Source organism: Enterobacter sp. DNB-S2 (assembly GCF_019443845.1).
Classification (GTDB): domain Bacteria; phylum Pseudomonadota; class Gammaproteobacteria; order Enterobacterales; family Enterobacteriaceae; genus Enterobacter; species Enterobacter asburiae_B.
The window spans coordinates 1,611,356-1,634,440 of the sequence record NZ_CP050520.1 but is presented as its reverse complement, the minus strand read 5'-3'; the positions used below and the strand labels follow the sequence as shown (position 1 = coordinate 1,634,440).

The window sequence follows — 23,085 nt, the reverse complement described above, 5'->3', positions numbered from 1 at the left end:
AGGGAGAGGGTGAAAACCGCACCGGGCAGTCCCCTCGCCCCTTTGGGGAGAGGGTTAGGGTGAGGGGATCAAGGCGCACGGTAGAACGGCTTATCCCCCAGGATCGTCGCCCGCTGCATAATCCGGCGCTGCGGAAGATAGTCCGCATTGGCATAGTGCTGCGTCACGCGGTTATCCCAGATCGCCAGGTCGTTCTCCTGCCAGCGCCAGCGTACCTGAAACTCCGGCCTGGTGATATGCGCGAAGAGGAAGCTTAACAGCGCCTCGCTCTCTTTCTCGGACACGTCCACAATGCGCGTCGTGAACCCTTCGTTCACGAACAGCGCCTGCTTGCCCGTGACAGGATGGGTCCGCACCACCGGGTGCAGCAGCGGAGGATGTTTCGCAACCGCCTCCTGCCAGCGCTGATGCTCCTCTTCCGTTTTACGGTACTTGTACTCCTGGAACGATTTTTTGAAGTCGTGCTCCGCCCGCAGCCCGCTCAGCAGCGTCCGGAACGGCGCGGAGAGCGCCTCATACGCCGCAATCCCGCTGGTCCACAGCGTATCACCCCCGGTTTCCGGCAGCAGCTTCGCCGCCAGAATCGCCCCGGCGGGCGGCGTCTCGATAAAGGTCACGTCGGTATGCCAGTTGTCGTTGTCCGGCGGGTTATCGTTGTGGGTATCCAGAACGATAATCTCCTCCACCCCCTCCGCATGCGGATAGACGGGGTGGATATGCAGATCGCCAAAGCGCAGGGCCAGCGCGCGCTGCTGCTGCGGGGTGATCGCCTGTTCTCGCAGGAAAACAACCTGATGACGCAGCACCGCGTGGTACAGCTGCTCGAACTGGTTGTCGCTCAGCGGACGGGTCACATCCAGGCCCGACACCTGCGCGCCAATGTACGGCCCCAGCGGGGTAATGGTCAGACGTTCACTCATTGTATTTCTCCATGCCAGGGCGTCAGGCGGCGCTGTAACGCGCGCAGCCCCAGTTCTAATCCGAAGGCGATCGCGGCGATCACCGCGATCCCTGCCAGCACCACGTCAGTCGCCAGGAACTCTCCCGCCGACTGCACCATAAACCCAAGGCCGCGCGTGGCCGCAATCAGCTCGGCCGCCACCAGCGTGGACCAGCCCACGCCAAGGCCGATGCGCAGCCCGGTTAAAATCTCCGGCAGCGCGCCCGGTAAAATCACGAACAGCAGCACCTGCGTGCGGCTGGCCCCCAGCGACTGCGCCGCGCGGATCCGCACCTGCTGGGCGCTCTTCACGCCCGCCAGCGCCGACATGGCAACCGGGGCGAAAATGGCCAGATAAATCAGCAGGATTTTTGACGTTTCACCGATGCCAAACCAGATAACCATCAGCGGCAGATAGGCCAGCGGCGGCACCGGACGGTAAAGCTCAATCAGCGGATCGAGAATACCGCGCACCGTCGGGCTTAAGCCCATCGCGATCCCGACCGGTATCCCGATAATTACCGCTGCCAGCAGCGCCACCAGAATACGCGCCAGACTGGCTCCAAGGTGCTGCCAGAGCGTGGCATCCATAAAGCCCTGCGGCCCGGCGATGGTAATGAGTTTGGCCAGCACCTGGCCCGGCGGCGGCAGAAACAGCGGGCTGACCCACTGCTGGGCAGCAACCGCCCACCACACCGCCAGAAGCACCAGCAGCGTACCGACGCTCAGCGTGATTTGGCGCGAGAAAGGCCAGTGCAGCGCCAGACGCGTGCGGCGCGTTTTTTCACTGAAGACGATGCTCATGAGAAAGCCTCCCGTTGTTCAAACACGCGGCTTAAGACGTATTCACGCTGTTCGATAAACAGCGGATCGGATTTGATGCTGCGCACGGGCTCTCCCGCGACGTAGCGGCGGGCGAAATCCAGCGGCAAGCGCTCCAGCACGCGGCCCGGCCCCGGCGAGAGCAGCACCAGCTCCGTCGCCATAAACACCGCCTCTTCGATATCGTGGGTAATCAACAGCACCTGCTTGCCCGTCTCGTGCCACAGGCGCAGCAGCAGGGTTTGCATCTGCTCGCGGGTGAAGGCATCCAGCGCCCCGAACGGCTCGTCCAGCAGCAACAGCTGCGGATTCGCGGCCAGCGCGCGGGCAATACCGACGCGCTGCCGCTGGCCGCCGGAAAGCTGCCAGATAAAGCGTTTTTCCGCCCCTTCCAGCCCCACTTTTTTCAGCATCGCCCGCGCCGTTTCCAGCCGCTGTTCGCGGTTGATGCCCGCAAGCTGTAGCCCAAACGCCACGTTTTCCTGCACGTTGCGCCAGGGAAGCAACCCTTCGTTCTGGAAGACCACGCCGCGCTCGGCGCCCGGGCCTTCCACCTTTTTGCCTTCCAGTTGAATGGTGCCATGCTGATAAGGGACAAACCCGGCGATCAGATTCAGCAGCGTGGTTTTTCCGCACCCGGACGGGCCCAGCACCACCAGCAGCTCACCGCTGTCCAGCGTCAGGTTGATGTCCTCCAGCGCGGGCTTACCACCGTAATCGGCGTACAGGTTCGTAATATTCAGCATGGCGGACTCCTTATTTCACAAAACGATCGGTCACGTACTGGCTGTAATCCGCCGCCACCGCAGGCACTTTGCCCTGCTCTTTCAGGAAGGTGGCGGTATCCACAATCGCTTTGTTCACCGGCCCGGTCAGCTGCTGCACCTGCTGCGCGGGCGTCAGATAGGTATTGCCTTTCACCAGCCCCGGCACGTCCGCTTCCGGCACGCCGCTCAGGCGGGAGAGTTTTTCCAGGTTGGCGGGCTGCTTCAGCCATTCATCCGGGTTGCTGATATACGGCTGCTGGGCGTCAATCGCGCTTTTGGCGAAGGCTTTCACCACTTCAGGATGTTTCTCGGCGAAGTCCTTGCGCACGACCCACACGTCGAGGGTTGGTGCGCCCCACTGGCCCACTTTTTCAGAGTCGGTCAGCACGGTGCCGTCTTTTTCCAGTTCGTTCACTGCCGGTGCCCACACATAGGCCCCGTCAATATCCCCGCGCTGCCAGGCGGCGATAATCGCCGGCGGCTGCAGGTTAATGATTTGTACCTGACCCGGCTTGATGCCCCAGTGTTTTAGCGCCGCCAGCAGGCTGTAGTGGGTGGTGGAGATAAACGGCACGGCGATACGTTTGCCGATCAGATCTTCCGGTTTGGTGATGTTTTTCTTCACCACCAGCGCTTCAGAGTTACCGAGCTGCGAGGCGAGCAGGAAAACCTCGATCGGCACCTGCTGGCTGGCCGCAACCGCCAGCGGGCTGGAGCCGATATTACCGATCTGCACGTCGCCGGAGGCTAACGCACGCACAACGGACGCCCCGCTGTCGAACTTGCGCCAGTCGACTTTCGCGCCGCTCTCTTTCGCAAAGGTGTTGTCTGCCTGCGCGACTTTCGCCGGTTCCGCAGAGGTTTGATACGCGACGGTGACGTCCACCGCCTGCGCCTGAAATGCCCACAGCGCCAGGGCGCCGAGAAGTGTGATTCGCGATGAAATTGCCATAGTGCCTGCTCCCCTTGTTGTTATGAGGGCAGTATTTCCGGCGCGGGAATTTTGATAAAGGAATAAAAATGAATCGCTCATAACGATTCGTTTTTAGATAAAAAGCGGGAAAGGATAGTTGGTTTTGTGCGGTTCGTTTTTTTCCCTCTCCCCGTGGGAGAGGGTCAGGGTGAGGGCATCAGCGCTGCGCGTTCAGCTCAGCAATGTCTTTCGGCGTGGTCCGACAGCATCCGCCAATCAGCTTCGCGCCGGCTTCCAGCCACTGCGGCAGATACCCTACCAGCGTCTCGCACGCTTCGCCGTGGTGGTGCCAGGTTTTGGTTACCGCGTCATAATGCTCGCCCGAGTTCGGATAGACCACCAGCGGCAGCGACGTCAGGCTTTGCAGATGCCTCAGCGCCGCCGTAGTGTTTTCCAGGGCGATGCAGTTAATGCCCAGCGCGACAATCTGCGGAGAGTTTGCCAGCGCGCTGACCACCTCGCGCAGCGGCGTGCCGTCGCTCAGGTGTTCGCTGTCGCGCAGGGTAAAGGAGAACCACGCCCGGGCGCGGGGGTACCCGGCCAGAAGCGCCGCCAGCGCCTTGATCTCCACAAACGAAGGCAGCGTTTCGCAGGCCAGCAGGTCAGCGCCCGCATCCAGCAGCGCTTCCACGCGCGGGCGGTGGAAGGCAGTAAACTCCTCGATGCTGCGCACGTAGTCGCCGCGATACTCTGAGCCATCCGCCAGATACGCGCCGTACGGCCCCACGGAGCCCGCCACCAGCAGCGTGCCCGCATGCGGGTTTTCAGCCAGATACGCTTCGCGCGCCTTACGCGCCAGCTCCACACTTTTACCGATCAGCGCGCGGGACTGCGCCTCGTCCAGCCCTCGCGCCGCAAAGCCCGCAGGCGTGGCCTGATAGCTGGCGGTGATCGCCACCTGTGCCCCAGCCCGGTAGTAATCGAGATGCACTTCACGGATGAGTTCCGGGTTTTCCACCAGCACTTTGGCTGACCAGAGGCTGTCTGCCAGGTTACAGCCGCGCGCTTCCAGCTCCGTCGCCATCGCGCCATCCAGCACCACAAACGGCTGTTTTTCAAGGATGGCGGTAAGCGGGTTATTCTGCGACATGTTCAGGCTCCTGCGATGTCATATTTCGGGTCAGGTAGTACGCACCATAACACAGGGCGACAAACGGAAGCCCGCAATAAAGGGCAATGCGCTGGCTTGGGTCAAACCACAGGCCGACACAGGCCACCACGCAGAGGATAAAACCGAGCACCGGCACCAGCGGATACCACGGCGCGCGGTACTGCAGCGCAGAGAGCGGCTGCCCGGACTGCAGATGACGGCGACGGAAAACGAAGTGCGACGCGCAGATGCTGATCCACACCGCCACCACCGCAAAGCCAGAAATCGCCGAGAGCGCGACAAACACCGTGTCCGGGGCCACGACGCTGGAGAACAGCGCCAGCACGCCGCCGAGCATAGAGACCGAGAGCGCCGTCAGCGGCACGCCGTTTTTGTTCACGCGGGCAAAGCAGCGCGGCAGCGTTTTCTCATTCGACAGCGACCACAGCATGCGCCCGGAAGCGTACAGTCCCGAGTTCGCCGCCGAGAGGATCGCCGTCAGGATCACGAAGTTAACGATGTCTGCCGCGTAAGGAATACCGACCTTTTCAAATACCAGCACGAACGGGCTCTTTTCCACGCCCGCCTGCTGCATCGGGATCAGCGCCGCCAGCACAAACACGGTGCCGATAAAGAAGATAATCAGGCGCGCAATGGTGGTGCGGATCGCAACCGGAATCACCTTGTGCGGATTTTCCGTTTCGCCCGCCGCGATACCGATGAGCTCCGTCCCGGAGAAGGCAAAGTTCACTGCCACCATGGTCATCAGGATCGGCAGGCCGCCGTGCGGGAACCAGCCTTCGGCGGTGATGTTGCTTAAGCCCGGCGCGGGGGAACCGTCCTGCATCGGGATAAAGCCAAAGACCGCCGCCCCGCCAAGAATAATAAAGGCGATGATGGTGATGACTTTCACCAGGGAGAACCAGAACTCGCCTTCCGCAAAGAAGCGCGTAGAGATGACGTTCAGGCCAAAAATCACCACGCAGAAGACCACGCACCAGGCCCAGACGGGCACCTGCGGGAACCAGTACTGCATGCAGAACCCCGCGGCGGTGAAGCTGGAGCCGAGCGCCACCGTCCAGGTGAGCCAGTAGAGCCACGCCACGGTGTAGCCCGTCGCCGGGCCAAGATAGCGGGCGGCGTAGACGTGGAACGCGCCGGTTTCCGGCATCGCCACGGAAAGCTCGCCCAGACACTGCATCACCAGCCAGACCACCAGCGCGCCTATCAGGTACGCCAGCAGCGTGCCCGCCGCCCCGGTCGTTGAAATGATGTATCCGGTATTGAAGAATAACCCTGTCCCAATCACGCCACCCAGCGAGAGCATAATCAGGTGGCGTGTTTTCATGGTGCGCTTAAGCTGCCCATTTTCTTGTTGTGTTTGCATATTACCTTCTATACGTATGGACATCTAAACATCCAAAGAAGGTGTGTTATACCGCGATTGTTAATAAAAAGCTAGATGACCAGACGCAAACGGGCGCGCCGCGCGCTGAGTCTGGGGTGGGTTGTGAGGATCACATAGAGAATCGGACGCCAGGCCATAAGCACCTCCGCAAGCAGATACTTACAGCATGGTGCGGGAAGCGGCGAACTTCGGTCAGTCGAAAGTGGTATCCGCGAAGAGCGGATTCATACCGCAACACTGCCCGCAGGACGGGTAAGGCGCAGCCGCTACCCGGTACAGGGTTGGTAATTCTCACAATCAGTTCTATAGTCGACACAGTTTCTTAGTAACAGGACTGACTGATGCGCTTTAACGGACTGACCAAAGGTTTCTTCATTTTTATTCTCGCCCTCGTCACCTGGGCCTTCTTCGACATACTGTCGCCCTACTTCTCCGCGATACTGTGGGCCGCCATTCTGACCGTCATCTTTAACCCGGTAAAAAACAGGCTGCGCGCCGCGCTGGGGGATCGCAACGGGCTTGCCTCGCTGTTGACCATTGGCATTATCTGCCTGATCGTCTTTATACCGTTGATGGTTATCCTCTCCTCGCTCGCCATTGAGCTGAACGTGGTTTACACGAAGCTTCAGGAGAACAACACCCAGTTTCCGGAAGTGGTGGCGAGCATCTTCAACCATCTGCCTGACTGGGCCAGCGGCTTCCTGGCGGATCACAACCTCACCAACGCGGCGCAGATCCAGAAAAAACTCTCTGATGTCGCCCTGCAGGGCGGGCAATATCTCGCCGGCAGCGCGTTCCTGATTGGCAAGGGCACGTTTGGCTTTGCGATTAGCTTCGGCATCATGCTTTATCTGCTGTTCTTCCTGCTGAAAGACGGCCCGTATCTGGTGCGCCAGATCCTCGACTCCCTGCCGCTGTCTGATTTCGCCAAGCAACACCTGTTCGCCAAATTCGTCGGCGTGTCGCGTGCCACGGTAAAAGGAACGGCGGCGGTAGCGGTGGTTCAGGGCATCCTCGGCGGGATTGCGTTTGCTATTGCCGGTATTGACGGCAGCGTGCTCTGGGGCGCGCTGATGGCCTTCCTCTCGCTGGTGCCCGCCATCGGCTCGGCGATTGTCTGGGTTCCCGCCGCCATCTTCCTGTTCGCCACCCATCAGCTTTGGCAAGGGCTGTTTATTGTCGGCTTCTTCGTGATTATCGTCGGGCTGGTGGACAATATCCTGCGCCCGCTGCTGGTCGGGAAAGACACCAAAATGCCGGACTATCTGATTCTGATCTCCACCCTCGGCGGCATGGAGCTGTACGGCATCAACGGCTTTGTGATTGGGCCGCTCATTGCCGCGCTGTTTATCGCCTGCTGGAACCTCTTCTCAGGGCGCGATCACGAAGGTAACGCCGAAGAGCTGGACCCCGACTTCATCGAAGAAGGAAAAAATCCTCCAGAATTGTGAGGATGTGACGATATAGACCACACCAGGCGGCGCTGTGCCGCCTTTTTTTTCGCCTTAAATCAAACGTTTTCTATAATTTGAAAGAACGCCATCCTACTCATGTCGTAAAAGGATCATCAGGTGCGAATCGCAACGATAACAAACTGGGCCTATGGTGCCACGGTCTGCCTGACCATCGCCTCCGGCATCATCATGCTGATGGCGTCCAGCGCTGATACCCTCGAGCGTCAGGCCGTTGAACAACGGCAGAAATTTGATCAGCTCACGGAAGATATCGAAACCGATATCTGGGCCCAGTCTGATTTAGCACGGCTGTACGTCATTAAAAAAGATCCTCAGGTTCTCAAGGAATATAACCAGGCGGAAAACAGCCTGAAGAGCATCGAGCTTCGGTTGGAAAAGTTGCAGGATAACGGCGCATCGGATGAAGAACTGGCCCTGCTGCATGAAGGAATAAAGATCGTCGATGAGCTGCAGGACGAACAGCAAACCGCCCTTTCCAGCCTTGAGCGAGGAGAAGACGCGCAGGCCGTTGCGCTACTCTACGGTGCGCCCTATGAGCAGGAGCTGGAGCGCGCGCAGAGCCAGCTCGATCACTTCCGCCTGATACTCGACAAACGCGTCATCGCCTCCGTTCAGGACGCGACAAAAAAATCGAAAGCGCTGCGTACGGCCTCTGAGCTGATGGTCGGCCTGACCGCCCTGCTGTTCCTGTTTGTTCTCGGCTTTATATTGAAGCGCCGCGTGCTGCGTCCCGTGGTGCGCCTGAGCGACGTGGTGCACCGTCTGGCATCCCAGGATTACGCGGTTGAAACGCCCAATTTCAACCAGATTGATGAGATTGGCGACATGGCTCAGGCCATCCGCATCTTCCGCGAAAACGGCCTGGCGCGACAGCGTCTGGAAAGAGAACGCGATGCCGACTGGGCCATCCGCGAGCTGCTGGCGCGCATGACCCAGCGGCTGCAGGGGTGTGAGAACTTTAACGATGTGATTAACGTGGCGGAGCTGTTTGCGCCTAATATCGCGCCGGGGATCGCGGGGCGACTTTACGTCCTTGACCGGGAGCCATGGCAGATGCGCTGCGTCGCGCAATGGCTTTCACCGGTTGGGGAAGAGACGAGCTTCCACCCTGACGAGTGCTGGGCCGTGCGCCGCGGGCAGAGTCACCCGCCGGTAAACGGTGAGCCGGATATCGCCTGCTACCATCTTCCGGCATCGCAAGCTGAAAGCTCGCTGTGCGTGCCGCTTATCGCCCAGGGCGAGGCCATTGGCCTGCTCTCTTTCCAGAATATTACGGCGGACAACGCCCCATCCCGCGCCTATCTGGAACTGATGGCCGAAGCGCTCGGGCTGGCGCTGGCCAACCAGCGTCTGCGCGACGCGCTGCTGGAAAAAGCCTTGTTCGACCCGCTCACCGGCCTGCGTAATCGTCATCATCTGGAAGATACCCTGCAAACCCAAACGGCACAGGCGATGCGCACCGGCGAGCCGTTAAGCTGCATGATGATCGACATCGATCACTTCAAGAGCATCAATGACCGCTTCGGCCATGAAGCGGGCGATCAGGTGATTAAAAGCGTGGCGTCAATTGTCCAGCGTGCCGCCCATGACAACGGACTCGCATTCCGCTACGGGGGCGAGGAGTTTCTGGTCCTGCTTCCCGGTGCCAATGAACCAGAGGCGCACGCCTGCGCGCAGAAGATTTACAATAGCGTGCATGAGCTGTCGCTTCGCTACGGGCTGACCGAGATTGGGCCAGTGGATGTGTCGATTGGCATTGCCAGCTACCCGCAACATGCCCAGACTGACAACCTGCTGCGCGCCGCGGATGTGGCCTTGTACCGGGCGAAAGAGCTGGGCCGCGCGCGGATTGTGAGCTTTGGGATGCTGGAGGCAGGTTAGCTATTATTTTCACGCCACTGCTTTACCATCTCGTCCGTAACTTCATTTTTATAACAAATGGGAGCATAGCCTCCCGCTTTACTCCATGCGCTGCGTCTGCCGCAGGCGCTTCCGTTTCTGGCCCGGTTAAAAGGACAGGCGCATACTCCGGGATAAGATGCGATCGACTCTGCAATAACGTTCTCTTTAACCTGTTCACTGGAAACTGAACTGTTTTTTGCCATAGCGATGTCCGCAACAAAAAAGCAGCACACAGCGCAAAGCACCATCAAGAATGGTCTTTTTTTCATTTTTTGATTCGTTTTAAGGAAGGGTGTGCACACGATAAGCGGCGAATGAAAGAGATAATCTGATTTACATCAATGAATCTAATTCGTCAGGAACAACAAACCTTACACGTTCTCGCTTGAGAAATAGAAAACTTTAAATTACATATTTCGTCACTATTTCTCAGTAAGAACCTGTCCTGCCACAATTACCGTTGTGATAAGTAGCCCTCCTTTGTGACGGCGAAAAGGTTTAAACTTTTCGTGATATTCTTTCTTTACGCCCCTTAATTTTTATACTCAAGCCATATTCGCCACTGTATTAACACATGTCACGCGCAATACGTTGTGCATGACATGTGAAGATATTTTGTTATGGAAAAACGTCTATGTCGAAACTGGATTTGAGATCCAAAAAAACCTGGGGCGCGCTGGCATCGATCGCCGTTGTCGCCGGTACGCTGGCATTTGCTTTTGCATGGACGGCGGGCTGGCTTGGTTCACGCACGGTCAGCCAGGCACTGGTGGGTGAAACACCGAAACCCTTCCCGCCGGGTTTTCGCCGCGCGCATGGAAAAGGCATCTGCTTTGCTGGCACCTTTACGCCAAACGGCTCGGCAAATTCTCTTTCAACCTCCCGCCTCTTCTCACAGCAGGAAGTGCCCGTGGTGGGCCGATTCTCTATTGGTACTGGCGATCCCCATGCCCCGGATAGTACGACCAAAACCCTGAGCATGGCGCTGCTGCTGAAGACAGATGACAAGCAGCAATGGCGAATGGCGATGAACAACGAGCCTTTCTTCGCCACGCACAGTCCGGAAGGTTTTCTGGCCTTGCGAAAAGCCACGGCTGTCGATGCAGCCACTGGCAAACCGGATCCACAGCGTCTCGCAGACTTTTTGAAAGCGTACCCGGAGGCGGAGAAATACCTTAAATGGGCGGCACAAAAACCCTCGCCCGGCAGCTTCGCGGGCGCGACGTTTTACAGCATTAACGCCTTTTATCTTGTGAACTCGCAGGGAGATCGCCAGGCCGTTCGCTGGATGATGCGTCCGCACGAGCCTTTCCTTTCTATGAGCGATGAACAACGACAGAAAGCCGATGACAACTTCCTGTTCGAAAACCTGCGTCAGCGCCTGGCGCAGAAGCCACTCTATTGGGATTACGTTTTGCAGCTCGCACAGCGGGGCGATCCGGTGGATGACCCTTCCCAGCCATGGCCGGACGAACGCAAACAGATGGTTGCCGGCACGCTGGAAGTGACGCGTGTCGAAGCACAATCCGAGGGCGCGTGCCGCGACGTTAACTTTGACCCTTCGATTGTTCCTGCAGGCGTTGCGGTGTCTGATGATCCCATCTTAAACGCCCGTTCCGCTGCCTATTCCCACTCTTTCAGTCGCCGTGAGCGGGAAATCGGCTACGGCAAGGCCACCGAAGCTGTGCAAAAGCAGGAGGTAAAATGAGCTCGAATAAAGATATGCGAGAGCACGCGCCGCAGCATTTCAATATCCTGGCGCGAAGCCTGCATTGGCTGATGGCGGTGATGATCCTGGCCATGCTTTTCATCGGTGCCGCAATGATGACGTCGTTACATCACCGGATTTGGTTAATCGACCTGCACCGGCCGCTGGGTGTCGCCATTTTACTGCTGGCACTGGTGCGTCTGGTCAACCGGCTCCTCAGCCGGACGCCCCCACTTCCTGCTGATTTGCCCGTCTGGCAGGTGCTTGCAGCAAAGGCATCACACTGGATGCTGTATGGGCTAATGCTGGCAATGCCGCTGCTGGGCTGGGCGCAACTGTCGGCAGCCGGGCTGCCGATTGTGATGTTTAGTGGCGTCAACCTGCCGGCGATTGCCCCGAACAGCCCAGCACTGTATGCCTGGTGTCACGACGCCCATAGCCTTCTGGCAAAGTTGCTTTTTGCTGTGGTGCTGGTCCATATCTCTGCCGCACTCGTTCATGCGTGGATCTACCGGGACGCAGTGTTTTCCAGCATGGCGAAAGGGGGGAAGTCGGCGTCAGCCATCCAGGATGACATGAAGTAAGGCAAGCGATATGGGACACGCACCATCAGAATGGTCGTGTTCTCGCTTATCGTCGTCATCCTGAAACAACGGACACAACCGGGGTGCGTATTTAGTCTCCAGATTCGCGCCCCAAAAAGCCAAGGACATCCTAAAATTGTCGCGGAAGTTAATATCCATCAATTAAAGCGATTATTTTTTAAACAGAAGAGCATTTATGCCCGCAATTTTAGCTTTTATCAAAAAGTTAAGCGTCGCTCTAGTATCAAACACCCTGTCACCCGCAACACCTAACCCATTGATTAAAATGGATTTATATCAACAAAAACGATAAACCCCCTTACTCCTCAACAAAATATATAAACTCGTGTGATATCTAAATTATAATTCTTATACTTATGTTCAAAAGGTGGAGGTCAAAATGCGATTAACCCTACTGCTGTTATGCTGTCTCGTACAAAGTGTAACCTGGGCTGGCGACCTGCCAAAACCAGTTGGTAAACCCATTTTAACGATTTACGGTAATATAGAAAATACCAATGAAAATGGAAAAGCAGTGTTTGATCTCGCCAGCCTTGAAAAACTCGGAGTAGTGAGTTTCGAGACGACATCTCCCTGGTATAATGGTCGTACGAAGTTTGAGGGTGTTCCAATGAACAAACTCATGGAGTATGTGGGTGCGAAGGGAACTAACGTTAATGTTATTGCGCTCAATGATTACTCTACCGTGATCCCTCTCAGTGACTTTAAAAAATACAACGCCATACTTGCCTTAAAGGTCAATGGCGAATATATGCGCATCCGCGATAAAGGCCCATCGTTCATTGTATACCCCTATGACAGTCTTCCTGAGTTGAATAATCAGATTTATTACTCACGATCAGCATGGCAGGTTAGCAAAATGAAGATTGAGTAGTCGTTCAGGAGAACATAATGAACAGGATACTGGTTGGTATCATTTTTTCTCTTTTTATCACGACAGGATATATTGCATTTCTTGTTTACGATCGACAGCAGGAATTGCAAAAACTGACTCAATACACTGAGTCCTGGTCCGTGGCACAACTGGTATCAGAGTATTACCGTTTTGAATCATGGCTTGGTCTATACGCAACCGATACCGATGACGTTACGATAGACCAGGTCCGCATGCGTCTTGAAATTATGCTAAGCCAGAGCGATTTAATGAAAGGGGGAGATTTAGGACGCTATATTGACAGTGATAAAGCGCATCAGGAGCTCGCTTTGCGCTTAGAGAAAATACTGGCCTATCTGGATAGCCATCTTGAAAAAATGAGCCACCCAGAGCTACAGGCATACCTGACAAATATGCATGACCTTGATGCGCCGCTGAGCCAGCTTTCAGCAACGGCATTGACGAAAGATATTAACACGGTTAATGAATCCAACCATAAAATACAGATTCTTTATTATATTTATTCGGTGCTTTCATTATTACTGGTGATATTAAGCTTTATTCTGGGTTTCTTAATGATCTACCAGAATAAAAACATTCTCAAAGCGCACATGCAGGTTAAAAGCCTTGCTGATGAACTTCAGATATCAAAAGAAACGCTGCAAATTCAGAACTCGAAGCTGGAATATGATGTTTATCATGACTCTCTCACCGGCATGAAAAACCGCCTTTTCTTCTGGGACGATCTCAACAAAATTAATCTTCAGGCGGATAAAAACCACATCCCCGTCACGGTGATGTTATTTGATTTAGACCGCTTCAAAGAGGTCAACGATACCTATGGCCATGATGCCGGAGATTTGCTGTTGAATCAGGTATCCAGACGCCTCACCTCAATGAGCAGCGCCACTGATACGTTTTACCGTTTGGGCGGAGACGAGTTTGCCCTGCTTTCCAGTGGCCTCACTGAAGCAGCCGCCGTTTCGCGCGCCAAAGAAATCAGCGAACATATCAGCCAGCCCTATACGATTAATAACCAGCTGATAAAAATTGCTACCTGTGTGGGGATCGTTTTATCTGATAATGAACGGCGTTCTGACTACCTTTATAAATTTGCCGATCTGGCGCTCTACGAAGCCAAAAAAGAGGGTTCACAGCAGATAAAAGTTTTCCGTCAGTGGATGCTGCAAAAGTTACAGGAAAGCCGAACCCTTGAACATGATATGGCACTGGCGATCGATAACCATGAATTCGTTGTTTATTACCAGCCTATTGTCGATTCATTCAGCAATGAAATTTACGGCTATGAAGCGCTTATTCGCTGGATACACCCGGTGAAGGGGATGCTATCACCCGATTACTTTATTTCCGTCGCTGAAAAAACGGGGATGATCAATCAGATCGGCAAAACCGTGCTGGAGCTTGCCTGCCGGGAAGCGGTTTCCTGGGCGGTTCCGGCAAGGATCTCTGTGAACGTCTCACCCGTTCAGCTGGGCACGAAATCCTTTACGGCAATGGTACAGACCATCCTGAAGGAGACAGGACTTCCGGCGAACCGTCTTGAATTAGAGGTTACGGAGTCATCGCTCTTCAGCGACAGCAACACGCCGATCACTATTCTCAAAAAGCTGAGAACGCTGGGTGTAAGAATTTCAATCGATGATTTCGGGACGGGTTATTCGTCGCTCTCACGTCTGAGTGAACTGAATTTCGATAAAATTAAAATCGACAAATCCTTTGTGAACCCGATATCCACGCAGGATGATGCCCTTAATATCGTTAAATTGATAACCGGCATGGCGAAGAGCCTCAATATGAGGGTCATTGCAGAAGGTGTTGAAACCGAAGCGCAGCTTGAACGTCTTCAGGCGCTTGGCTGCGATCTCGTCCAGGGATATCTGTTCGGAAAACCACAGGCTGAGATTGACAGGAAGATTAGATACGGTTGAAATGGTTGCGCGGCTTTTTCTGGCCCTAAACCCTTTAATCGATTGATAATCAAAGGTTAAACAATGAAAAAAACAGCCCCGGAATATACGCCTGTTGATTTATCTCGTTGGGCCAGGAAGGAGCATTTTGAAGTATTCCAGTCATTTGCTGAGTGTACAATTAACCAAACGGTTCTGATCGACATCACCGCGCTGCGAAAACATATCAAAAAAGTCGGCTGGAAGTTTTACCCAACGATTATTTTCCTCCTCTCTAAAATCATGAACCGGCATCCGGAATTCCGTATGGCCATGAAGGATAATGAGCTTGTCATATGGAATGAAATTCATCCCAGCTATACCATTTTCCACCCTGAAACAGAGACCTTTTCGTCATTGTGGAGCCATTTCGACGGCAATATTCAGCACTTCCAGAACACCTATGCAGAAGATGTTGCGCGCTATGGCAATAACCTTTCTTATTGGCCGAAAGAAGAGTCCCGGGAAAATGTCTTTTTCGTATCGTCTATTCCCTGGGTGACGTTTACGAACTTTACGATGAACATTGCGCACATGAAGAACTTCTTTTCCCCTATGTTCACGTTTGGAAAATACTACGAGCAGGATGGGAAAGTGTTGTTGCCTATGGCGGTACAGGTACATCACTCGGTGTGCGATGGTTTCCATGTGGCAAGGATGTTTAATGAGTTGCAGGAGATGTGTGATGGTTTGCCGGAGTTGTCGGAGGGATTAAATAGCTGATACGCCGAAGGCAATTTTAAAAGAAGGTGATAATAGGAACAAAACATGACGATAAAGGCCATGATTTATAATGATTTCCCATTACAACTCCTTTCATGATACCCCCAAAAGTACCCCCTTTTGCTAATGCTAAGCATTAAATGCCCGTATCACTTTTGAGGAGTGATTATTTAACTTGTTCATTTAACATCAAGGCAAACTAACGATACGTTTATGTCAAAAGCCTTTCTTCATAATCTTCGATAGTTGGCATTCCTCCCAGTTCGGTTATACGGCAAACTAAGCTCGATAGTATCTCCCTCACTGCGACTATATGCTCTATTAAGAGCTGATCTGTTGTAGCCCCACCGTGTACAGCTTTAGAGCGATAATCATACAGTTTTTTTATCCTGCGATAGGCCTCTAAGCGTTTTTGACCACGCTCTTCAAGATATGCGGCTGCCATCAGCGCCAGACGGAAACGAAGTTCGGAGTTAATTCCAAAAAGAGCCTCGAATCCTGCCCATAGTGCAGTAGCAGTCATCCTCAGATTGGCATGTTGATTGTGAGTTGTTAGAGAATCTACAGCAAGTCTGAATGCAGGGAATTCAAGCAAAGATATCCAGTTTTCTAAGTATTGTTGAACCCAATCGAGTGATTCAAGCGATAGTTCTTTGACAGGATTTATCCTACGGGCTGCAGGTACGTCTTCGAGAAGTTGTACTATGCAGGAATTGGGTTGCGTTGCAGGGAAAACATCCCAAGAAACATTTGCTACAGCTGGAACAAGTAGATCGATGAGCGTACGGCATCTTAGCGCAGATAAAATCCACCATCCGATGTTAAGTTCAGTTTGTTGAAAGTTTGGCTCACTGGATTGCAAAGCTAGTTCATGCGTAACCGCAGGCATATGGCGAGCAATAGGACTTAGTAAAGCTTTATTCTGAAGTGCGCCAGCCAATTCAACCTCTCCCGGAGGATGTAAAACTTCACGCAATTCGCCTATTTGATGAAACACATAAGGCCCATGTCGGAAAGTTAGCCCTGACAAAGCAAAACAAACTTCGTTCGTACCAGCCAAGTTTGCCATTCGATTATTAGCAAAATCTTTGCGCGACTTGAAATAGTCAATCAACTCTAATAATTTTTCTCTTTTGTTTTCCATAAAGATATCTTCATCGCACCTATTAAAAGCATTGCTTACATAATACTATCTATAACTCAAAATTTCGCATGGCTTTATGTGAACCGCGTTACAAAATCAAACCATACAATCAATTTTTATTTTACTTTTTAATCATGAATATAACCTCGCTCCACCGCCTGCATGCGCATTTTTCTTATGTAACTCTGATTTCCACTTTGTATCAATCTCAAGACATCCTCTCCTAATTCCGGTGGAATTAGAAACTCAATATTTCTTTCTGCAAGTATAGGAACGAGATTCTCATAAGGCTCGGTATCATCACAAAAGTTGATTGCAAATAACCCCCACTCTGAGTTAATAAAGGGGTCAATAAACCCGTAAATAAACTCAGATATTTTTATTTGAAAACAATCCCTTGGAGAGGAAAAATGTTGTATTTTATTTCTAAGATAACCAAAATCTCTATACAGAGCTTTCTGATAATCTGTAAATTTCATTCCTGTTGCCGCCCAAACTTTTTCCGGCAATTCTGAATAATCGATTGCTCTTCCATCCTCAAGCAGAGCTTCAAAGTCAAGCAAACCGGAATCACTAACATGTCTACTTGTAGATTTTGGAATTGTATCAAAAATAAGTAACGGATGTTCCTGCGCTAGTCTTGCCTTCATAAATATTTCGCAAGAATGAGCTGCCTGAAGAACTGCAAGTTCACTCCAGGTATCATTAACATAGTCATTAAAGTGACCCAAGAAATTGGCATGCATAAGCGAACCGCAACCTAAACGAATCATATGTTCGTGAATATCTCTCAAACTCTGGTCCATTCACCTACCTCTCAAATACTGGTTTGAAAAAATTCAAATAGCATAAAACTGGATTGACATCACGGATTAAAAACTTCAAAAACACCTTTTTGATACCAATGCAATTTACCTTTGGGACGCACCTCCTCCTCTAGAAACTTAACCCCAACCGCATTTCTTTTTTTGAGCGCTTGTTCTTGAAGCAATTTAACAATAACAATCATCTCTTTTATTAACTCTTTATTCTGATCTGGCTGCCGCAGTTCCGTATATAATTCAGGCTCCATATTTGAATTAATATCCGGATGAAGAACAAGACTTACTTTAACACTTTCAAAACCTACACCGCTATGCGCCGTAAAATTATGGCGCATTTTCATAATAATATCATGCGCATCCCTATGCGTTTCAGGAACGTTATTTCTATCATATTTAACCCCTCTCCCCTTACTATCAGTAAAACACTTCCCATAAAAAGTTAAAGCAGCAACAAAAAAACCTTTTATTAAATCCATTTGTTGGGGATTTTTAACTCTAGTGTCTATATCTGGGTTTATTTTCTCTATTTCATTAAGCCACACAAGAACACTACGCAAATCCTTTTCGATTAGGGTATATCCAGCATATTGCTTAATCAACCTTTCCTCCCCGACTTTTACAACAGGAGCCCTTTTTCCAAGATAATAATAATGGTTATGCCCGTCATAATTTGGAGATATAATTTCTTTGATAGTCCATCCGCTTGCCATCGTTTTTTGCAAAACCATTCCAGTGCTCATATAACGTCCTATTCATATTGTGTATAGTTTTAAAAAAATCAAATCTAAAAACTATTCGTTCTATAGATATTATTAGCATCAGCCCCGAGTACTAACTCAAAAGGATTATTACCTTATAATCTATTCAAATTACTGAAGGAAGCAACTGTAACTTAGAGCGCCTACAGCCAAAAATCCCCGCTGGCGGTGCCGGTGAGTGACAAGTTTTGCAGATGCATCCAACGAGCTGAACCTGAAGTTTTCTGAAGCGGTAGCAGTTGACACTTTCCCCCTAGTTTTCCCTAGTAAGGCATAACAAACCATAACAGGCTGACACCTGCCCTGCTTCGCATCAGGATTAACAAAAGTTAACAGCCAAGGCTCAACAAATCTCAACGCCAGCCCTTTACACTTCTGCTTTTGCTGCTGTTGGTAGGAGTCAGGATCCGTTAGGTTGGGTTGACACTTTTCCCAGTTTCTCGCGAAAAAGTGTCAAGTTTGAGGGGCTGGGGGGTTTACAGTTTTTCGCCGTCCAGCAGGCAGAGCGAGTTTTGTTCCTGTCATCCGGCGTATCGGGGTGCATTGTGGCAACGTAGGCCAGCTCAGTACGAAGAAACCGTAAAGCGCCTGCTGCACGGTCTTTGCCATAGAAGCTGTGGGTTTCTTCATCGAGCCAGAAGAGAAGCTGTAGTTGCTCTTCGGGTTCATGCTGAACATCAAAACCCAGCTCAGCGGTGCTGCCTCTATCCTCCGGCCAGAATCAACATCAGCCGGCAGCTTTTCCTGCCATCATGCTCCAATACACGATATTTGAGCCGCCAGAATTTGCCTCCATCAGGTTTGATCAGGAGATAGATACCAGCCACCATCAGTCAGCTTGTAAGGCTTATCTTTAGGCTTGGCGGCATACACCTGCCGGGCGTTTAGTTTCACCTGGGGGTACCTTCTTTAGACCGAACAGCAAATCTAACCATAAGTCCCCAAAAAGACTGTAGATTTCAGGAAACTTTAGTAGATACCGGAATACTAAAAGGGGCTGTAAAGCTCAATGTATAAGGGGTTTCAGTGAACTTTAGTAAACCTTGGGGAGACGTTAGAATGGTGCCGATAATAGGAGTCGAACCTACGACCTTCGCATTACGAATGCGCTGCTCTACCAACTGAGCTATATCGGCCCTGAGAGGCCGGTTACGAGCGTAACCACGGGGCAAAAGGTTAGATCTAACCGGGTGATGCGTCAATGCCCTTTTGAATCAAACGGCTATTTTTGCATCACCCGTGATTATTTACGCACGAATCGTATCGTCGCCAAAGCCGATCCACTTGTACGTGGTCAACGCTTCCAGCCCCATCGGGCCGCGCGCGTGCAGTTTCTGCGTGCTGACCGCCACCTCAGCCCCGAGGCCGAACTGGCCGCCGTCGGTGAAGCGGGTGGAGGCATTCACATATACCGCTGAAGAATCCACTTCGTTCACGAAGCGATCGGCATTGCGCAGGGTGCGCGTCAGGATCGCGTCAGAATGCTGCGTGCCGTGTTCACGAATGTGCGCAATGGCGTCGTCGAGATCGGCAACGATTTTCACGTTTAGATCCAGTGACAGGAACTCGTCGTCGTACTGCTCCGCTTTAACGGGAACAACGTTAGCCGGACCATCCTGAAGCAGTGCGAGCGCATTGGCGTCAGCATGCATCGTCACGCCGCTCTCTGCCATCTGTTTGCTCAGGGCCGGCAGGAAGCTGTTCGCAATACCCTGATGCACCAGCAGCGTTTCTACGGTGTTACAGGTGCTTGGACGCTGGGTTTTCGCGTTAACGATTATCTTCAGCGCCGGTTCAATCTCCGCGCTGTCGTCGACCACGATATGGCACACGCCGATACCGCCGGTGATCACCGGAATCGTCGACTGCTCGCGGCACAGCTTGTGCAGGCCCGCGCCGCCGCGTGGGATCAGCATGTCGATGTATTTGTCCATGCGCAGCATTTCGTTGACCAGCGCGCGGTCTGGGCTCTCGATCGCCTGTACGGCACCCGCCGGTAAGCCACACTCTTCCAGAGCCTGCTGAATGACTTTCACCGTGGCGGCGTTGGTGCGCCAGGTCTCTTTCCCACCGCGCAGAATAGCGGCGTTACCGGTTTTCAGGCACAGGGAGGCGACATCCACCGTCACGTTTGGACGAGCTTCATAAATAACGCCAATGACGCCGAGCGGCACGCGGCGGCGCTCCAGGCGTAAACCGCTGTCGAGCAGCCCGCCGTCGATCACCTGCCCTACCGGGTCGGCCAGATTGCAGACCTGACGCACATCGTCGGCGATGCCTTTCAGGCGTGCTGGCGTCAGCGCCAGACGGTCGAGCATCGCTTCGCTCAAGCCGTTACGACGGGCTTCCAGCAGATCCTGCTCGTTGGCAAGCAAAATTTCCTGAGACTGGGATTCCAGATAATCAGCGATTTTTTCCAGCACGCGGTTTTTCTCGCGGCTGGAAAGGAGCGCCAGTTTGTAAGAGGCAGCCTTCGCGGCAGCGCCCATTTGTTCCAGCATGTTCTGGCTCCTTAACGAATAATCATGTCATCGCGATGCACGGCAACCGGGCCATATTCATAGCCCAGAATGGCGTCGATCTGCTGCGAGTGGTGACCCGCGATGCGGCGCAGCGCGTCGCTGTTGTAACGGCTTACGCCGTGGGCGATGTCGCGGCCTTCGAGGTTACGGATACGGATCACTTCACCACGGGAGAAGTTGCCTGTCACGCTTTTAATTCCTTTAGGAAGTAATGAACTTCCTCGTTCCAGAATCGCGGCGGTTGCCCCTTCATCAACAACGAGTTCGCCAGCAGGAGGCGCGCCAAATATCCAACGCTTGCGGTTTTCCAGCGGGGATTCCTGGGCGTGGAAGCGGGTGCCGACGGAGATACCTTCCATTACGTCGCCAATCACGCCGGGGCGGCTGCCCGCTGCAATGATGGTGTCGATACCGGCGCGGCACGCTACGTCAGCGGCCTGCAGCTTGGTCCCCATACCGCCCGTTCCGAGGCCTGAAACGCTGTCACCGGCGATGGCGCGCAGCGCATCGTCGATGCCTTGAACGTCGGTAATCAGCTCGGCTTCCGGATTCGAGCGCGGGTCGGCGGTAAACAGCCCCTGCTGATCGGTCAGAAGCAGTAATTTATCGGCACCGGCCAGAATCGCAGCCAGCGCCGAGAGGTTATCGTTATCACCCACTTTGATTTCAGCGGTAGCAACGGCATCGTTCTCGTTAATGACCGGAACAATGTTGTTGTCCAGCAGCGCGCGCAGGGTATCGCGGGCGTTCAGGAAGCGCTCTCTGTCTTCCATATCCGCACGCGTCAGCAGCATCTGCCCGACGTGAATACCATATATGGAGAACAGCTGTTCCCAGAGTTGAATGAGTCGGCTTTGCCCCACGGCGGCCAGCAGCTGTTTGGAAGCGATCGTCGCGGGGAGTTCGGGGTAACCCAGGTGTTCACGCCCGGCGGCAATCGCCCCGGAGGTCACAATCACAATACGATGCCCTGCGGCATGTAGCTGAGCGCACTGACGTACAAGCTCAACAATGTGGGCGCGATTTAGGCGGCGCGATCCGCCTGTTAAAACACTGGTACCGAGTTTTACCACCAGCGTCTGGCTGTCACTCATGATTCTCTGCCGTTCAACGATAAGGGAAAGTAATGTCGAACGAACGTTTTAACAGGAGTCAGCCCCGTTGCCAACTGCCTTAGCACATCGCGAAACACTTTGTTGCGCGGGATCAGGAAGCCTAGCGGGAAATTTTGACAATTTTATTACCGAAATAATAAATCACATTTTTTTAAAATTATTCTTAGTTTGTCATAAAAGTTTCATTCCAGAACGATAAAACCCTTCCTGTTTTTTCACGGGACTTAAGCATGAGCTTATCGTCCAGCGAATTTTTTAGCGCGTTTATAAGACAGGATCGAAAATGAAAAAGAGCACTCTGGCATTAATGGTTATGGGCGTAGTTGCTTCTGCATCCGTTCACGCAGCTGAAGTTTATAATAAAGATGGTAATAAACTGGACGTGTACGGCAAAGTGAAAGCCATGCACTACATCAGTGATGATGCCACCAAAGATGGCGATCAGACTTACGTTCGTTTCGGTTTTAAAGGCGAAACGCAGATTAACGATCAGCTGACGGGCTATGGCCGTTGGGAATCTGAATTTGCAGGTAACAAAGCCGAGAGCGACTCTACTCAGAAAACGCGTCTGGCGTTTGCGGGCCTGAAGCTGAAAAACTTTGGTTCACTTGATTACGGTCGTAACCTGGGCGCCCTGTATGACGTCGAAGCATGGACCGATATGTTCCCTGAGTTCGGCGGCGACTCTTCCGCGCAGACCGATAACTTCATGACCAAGCGCGCTACCGGCCTGGCCACCTACCGTAACACCGATTTCTTCGGCGTGGTTGACGGTCTGGACATGACGCTGCAGTACCAGGGCAAAAACGAAAACCGTGACGCCAAAAAACAGAACGGTGACGGTTTTGGTACCTCTCTGACCTATGACTTCGGCGGCAGCGACTTCGCCGTCAGCGGCGCCTACACCAACTCTGACCGCACCAATGCTCAGAACCTGCTGGCGCGTGGCCAGGGTCAGAAAGCAGAAGCCTGGGCAAGCGGTCTGAAATATGATGCGAACGATATTTATCTGGCTGCAATGTATTCTGAAACCCGCAATATGACGCCAATTTCTGGCGGGTTTGCAAATAAAGCGCAGAACTTTGAAGTTGTCGCACAATATCAGTTCGACTTTGGTCTGCGCCCGTCCCTGGGCTATGTCCAGTCTAAAGGCAAAGATATCGAAGGTATTGGCGACGAAGATCTGGTGAAATATATTGACGTTGGCGCGACCTATTACTTCAACAAAAATATGTCCACCTTTGTTGATTATAAAATCAACCAGATTGACGACAAAAATAAACTGGGCGTGAGCAGCGATGACATCGTTGCTGTAGGTATGACCTACCAGTTCTGATGATGTGAAATAAAAAAACCGGCTTGATGCCGGTTTTTTTATTGTCGGGATTAATGCGGTCTGGTGCCCTCCCCCCGCCCCTCTCCCACAGGGAGAGGGAGAATTTGTAGGCCGGGTAAGGCGAAGCCGCCA

20 protein-coding genes, 1 tRNA gene and 1 pseudogene are annotated in these 23,085 nt (G+C 52.8%); 8 read left to right on the top strand and 14 right to left on the bottom strand.

The annotated features are described in order from the left end of the window. Window positions 1-68: 68 nt before the first annotated feature. From tauD to mmuP, 6 genes are all read right to left on the bottom strand, one after another. On the bottom strand, window positions 69-920 hold the full coding sequence (gene tauD, locus HB664_RS07675) for a taurine dioxygenase (protein ID WP_045887905.1): 852 nt from the start codon (window positions 918-920) through the stop codon (window positions 69-71). Next, on the bottom strand, window positions 917-1,744 hold the full coding sequence (gene tauC / locus HB664_RS07670; protein ID WP_094935822.1) for a taurine ABC transporter permease TauC: 828 nt from the start codon (window positions 1,742-1,744) through the stop codon (window positions 917-919). Before tauC ends, tauD begins: the two co-directional genes overlap by 4 nt. Continuing rightward, window positions 1,741-2,508, bottom strand: a complete 768-nt coding sequence (gene tauB, locus HB664_RS07665) for a taurine ABC transporter ATP-binding subunit (protein ID WP_023334655.1) — start codon at window positions 2,506-2,508, stop codon at window positions 1,741-1,743. Before tauB ends, tauC begins: the two co-directional genes overlap by 4 nt. Before the next feature lie 10 nt (window positions 2,509-2,518). Then, window positions 2,519-3,481, bottom strand: coding sequence for a taurine ABC transporter substrate-binding protein (gene tauA, locus HB664_RS07660; RefSeq protein WP_023293188.1), 963 nt, complete (start codon window positions 3,479-3,481; stop codon window positions 2,519-2,521). Between the two features lie 178 nt (window positions 3,482-3,659). Continuing rightward, window positions 3,660-4,592, bottom strand: coding sequence for a homocysteine S-methyltransferase (mmuM, locus tag HB664_RS07655; RefSeq protein WP_045887903.1), 933 nt, complete (start codon window positions 4,590-4,592; stop codon window positions 3,660-3,662). After that, on the bottom strand, window positions 4,579-5,979 hold the full coding sequence (gene mmuP / locus HB664_RS07650; RefSeq protein ID WP_023334652.1) for an S-methylmethionine permease: 1,401 nt from the start codon (window positions 5,977-5,979) through the stop codon (window positions 4,579-4,581). The genes mmuM and mmuP overlap by 14 nt, the downstream gene beginning before the upstream one ends. A gap of 362 nt (window positions 5,980-6,341) precedes the next feature. Here mmuP and HB664_RS07645 point away from each other — a divergent pair, with 362 nt between their 5' ends. Further along, window positions 6,342-7,451, top strand: coding sequence for an AI-2E family transporter (locus tag HB664_RS07645; protein WP_033144729.1), 1,110 nt, complete (start codon window positions 6,342-6,344; stop codon window positions 7,449-7,451). A 120-nt stretch (window positions 7,452-7,571) separates the two neighbouring features. Beyond that, complete coding sequence (locus HB664_RS07640) at window positions 7,572-9,356, top strand: diguanylate cyclase (protein WP_219940562.1); 1,785 nt, start codon at window positions 7,572-7,574, stop codon at window positions 9,354-9,356. Here HB664_RS07640 and HB664_RS07635 read toward each other — a convergent pair. Next, a complete protein-coding gene (locus HB664_RS07635; RefSeq protein ID WP_071884809.1) occupies window positions 9,353-9,646 on the bottom strand; it encodes a hypothetical protein in 294 nt (97 codons plus the stop codon). The genes HB664_RS07640 and HB664_RS07635 overlap by 4 nt on opposite strands. Before the next feature lie 365 nt (window positions 9,647-10,011). On the opposite strand from HB664_RS07635, the gene HB664_RS07630 reads away from it, so the two are divergent. From HB664_RS07630 to catA, 5 genes are all read left to right on the top strand, one after another. After that, a complete protein-coding gene (locus HB664_RS07630; RefSeq protein WP_219940561.1) occupies window positions 10,012-11,085 on the top strand; it encodes a catalase family peroxidase in 1,074 nt (357 codons plus the stop codon). Continuing rightward, window positions 11,082-11,669: a cytochrome b gene (locus tag HB664_RS07625; protein WP_045143162.1), complete on the top strand. Its 588-nt coding sequence runs from the start codon at window positions 11,082-11,084 to the stop codon at window positions 11,667-11,669. Before HB664_RS07630 ends, HB664_RS07625 begins: the two co-directional genes overlap by 4 nt. 400 nt (window positions 11,670-12,069) lie before the next feature. Continuing rightward, on the top strand, window positions 12,070-12,564 hold the full coding sequence (locus tag HB664_RS07620; protein WP_039263874.1) for a molybdopterin-dependent oxidoreductase: 495 nt from the start codon (window positions 12,070-12,072) through the stop codon (window positions 12,562-12,564). Between the two features lie 17 nt (window positions 12,565-12,581). Further along, entirely contained in the window at window positions 12,582-14,513 is a 1,932-nt protein-coding gene (locus HB664_RS07615; RefSeq protein ID WP_219940560.1) for a bifunctional diguanylate cyclase/phosphodiesterase, read from the top strand. A gap of 63 nt (window positions 14,514-14,576) precedes the next feature. Next, the gene (gene catA / locus HB664_RS07610; RefSeq protein ID WP_219940559.1) at window positions 14,577-15,254 is read left to right on the top strand and encodes a type A chloramphenicol O-acetyltransferase; all 678 of its coding nucleotides are present in this window, start codon (window positions 14,577-14,579) and stop codon (window positions 15,252-15,254) included. Between the two features lie 211 nt (window positions 15,255-15,465). Here catA and HB664_RS07605 read toward each other — a convergent pair whose 3' ends face one another. The 7 genes and pseudogenes from HB664_RS07605 to proB all read right to left on the bottom strand — a co-directional run bounded on the left by HB664_RS07605 (window position 15,466) and on the right by proB (window position 21,596). Beyond that, window positions 15,466-16,398, bottom strand: a complete 933-nt coding sequence (locus tag HB664_RS07605; protein ID WP_219940558.1) for a HEPN domain-containing protein — start codon at window positions 16,396-16,398, stop codon at window positions 15,466-15,468. A 128-nt stretch (window positions 16,399-16,526) separates the two neighbouring features. Continuing rightward, complete coding sequence (locus HB664_RS07600; protein ID WP_182071844.1) at window positions 16,527-17,204, bottom strand: hypothetical protein; 678 nt, start codon at window positions 17,202-17,204, stop codon at window positions 16,527-16,529. Between the two features lie 59 nt (window positions 17,205-17,263). Further along, entirely contained in the window at window positions 17,264-17,962 is a 699-nt protein-coding gene (locus HB664_RS07595; RefSeq protein ID WP_182071842.1) for a hypothetical protein, read from the bottom strand. Between the two features lie 779 nt (window positions 17,963-18,741). After that, window positions 18,742-18,874, bottom strand: a pseudogene (locus tag HB664_RS07590) (Arm DNA-binding domain-containing protein); the annotation flags it as partial. 166 nt (window positions 18,875-19,040) lie between these two features. Further along, a tRNA-Thr gene (locus tag HB664_RS07585) sits at window positions 19,041-19,116 on the bottom strand. Between the two features lie 111 nt (window positions 19,117-19,227). Continuing rightward, window positions 19,228-20,481, bottom strand: a complete 1,254-nt coding sequence (gene proA / locus HB664_RS07580; protein ID WP_219940557.1) for a glutamate-5-semialdehyde dehydrogenase — start codon at window positions 20,479-20,481, stop codon at window positions 19,228-19,230. Between the two features lie 11 nt (window positions 20,482-20,492). Further along, a complete protein-coding gene (proB, locus tag HB664_RS07575; RefSeq protein ID WP_023310508.1) occupies window positions 20,493-21,596 on the bottom strand; it encodes a glutamate 5-kinase in 1,104 nt (367 codons plus the stop codon). Between the two features lie 304 nt (window positions 21,597-21,900). Here proB and phoE point away from each other — a divergent pair, with 304 nt between their 5' ends. Beyond that, entirely contained in the window at window positions 21,901-22,953 is a 1,053-nt protein-coding gene (gene phoE / locus HB664_RS07570) for a phosphoporin PhoE (RefSeq protein WP_196354783.1), read from the top strand. Window positions 22,954-23,085: the final 132 nt, after the last annotated feature.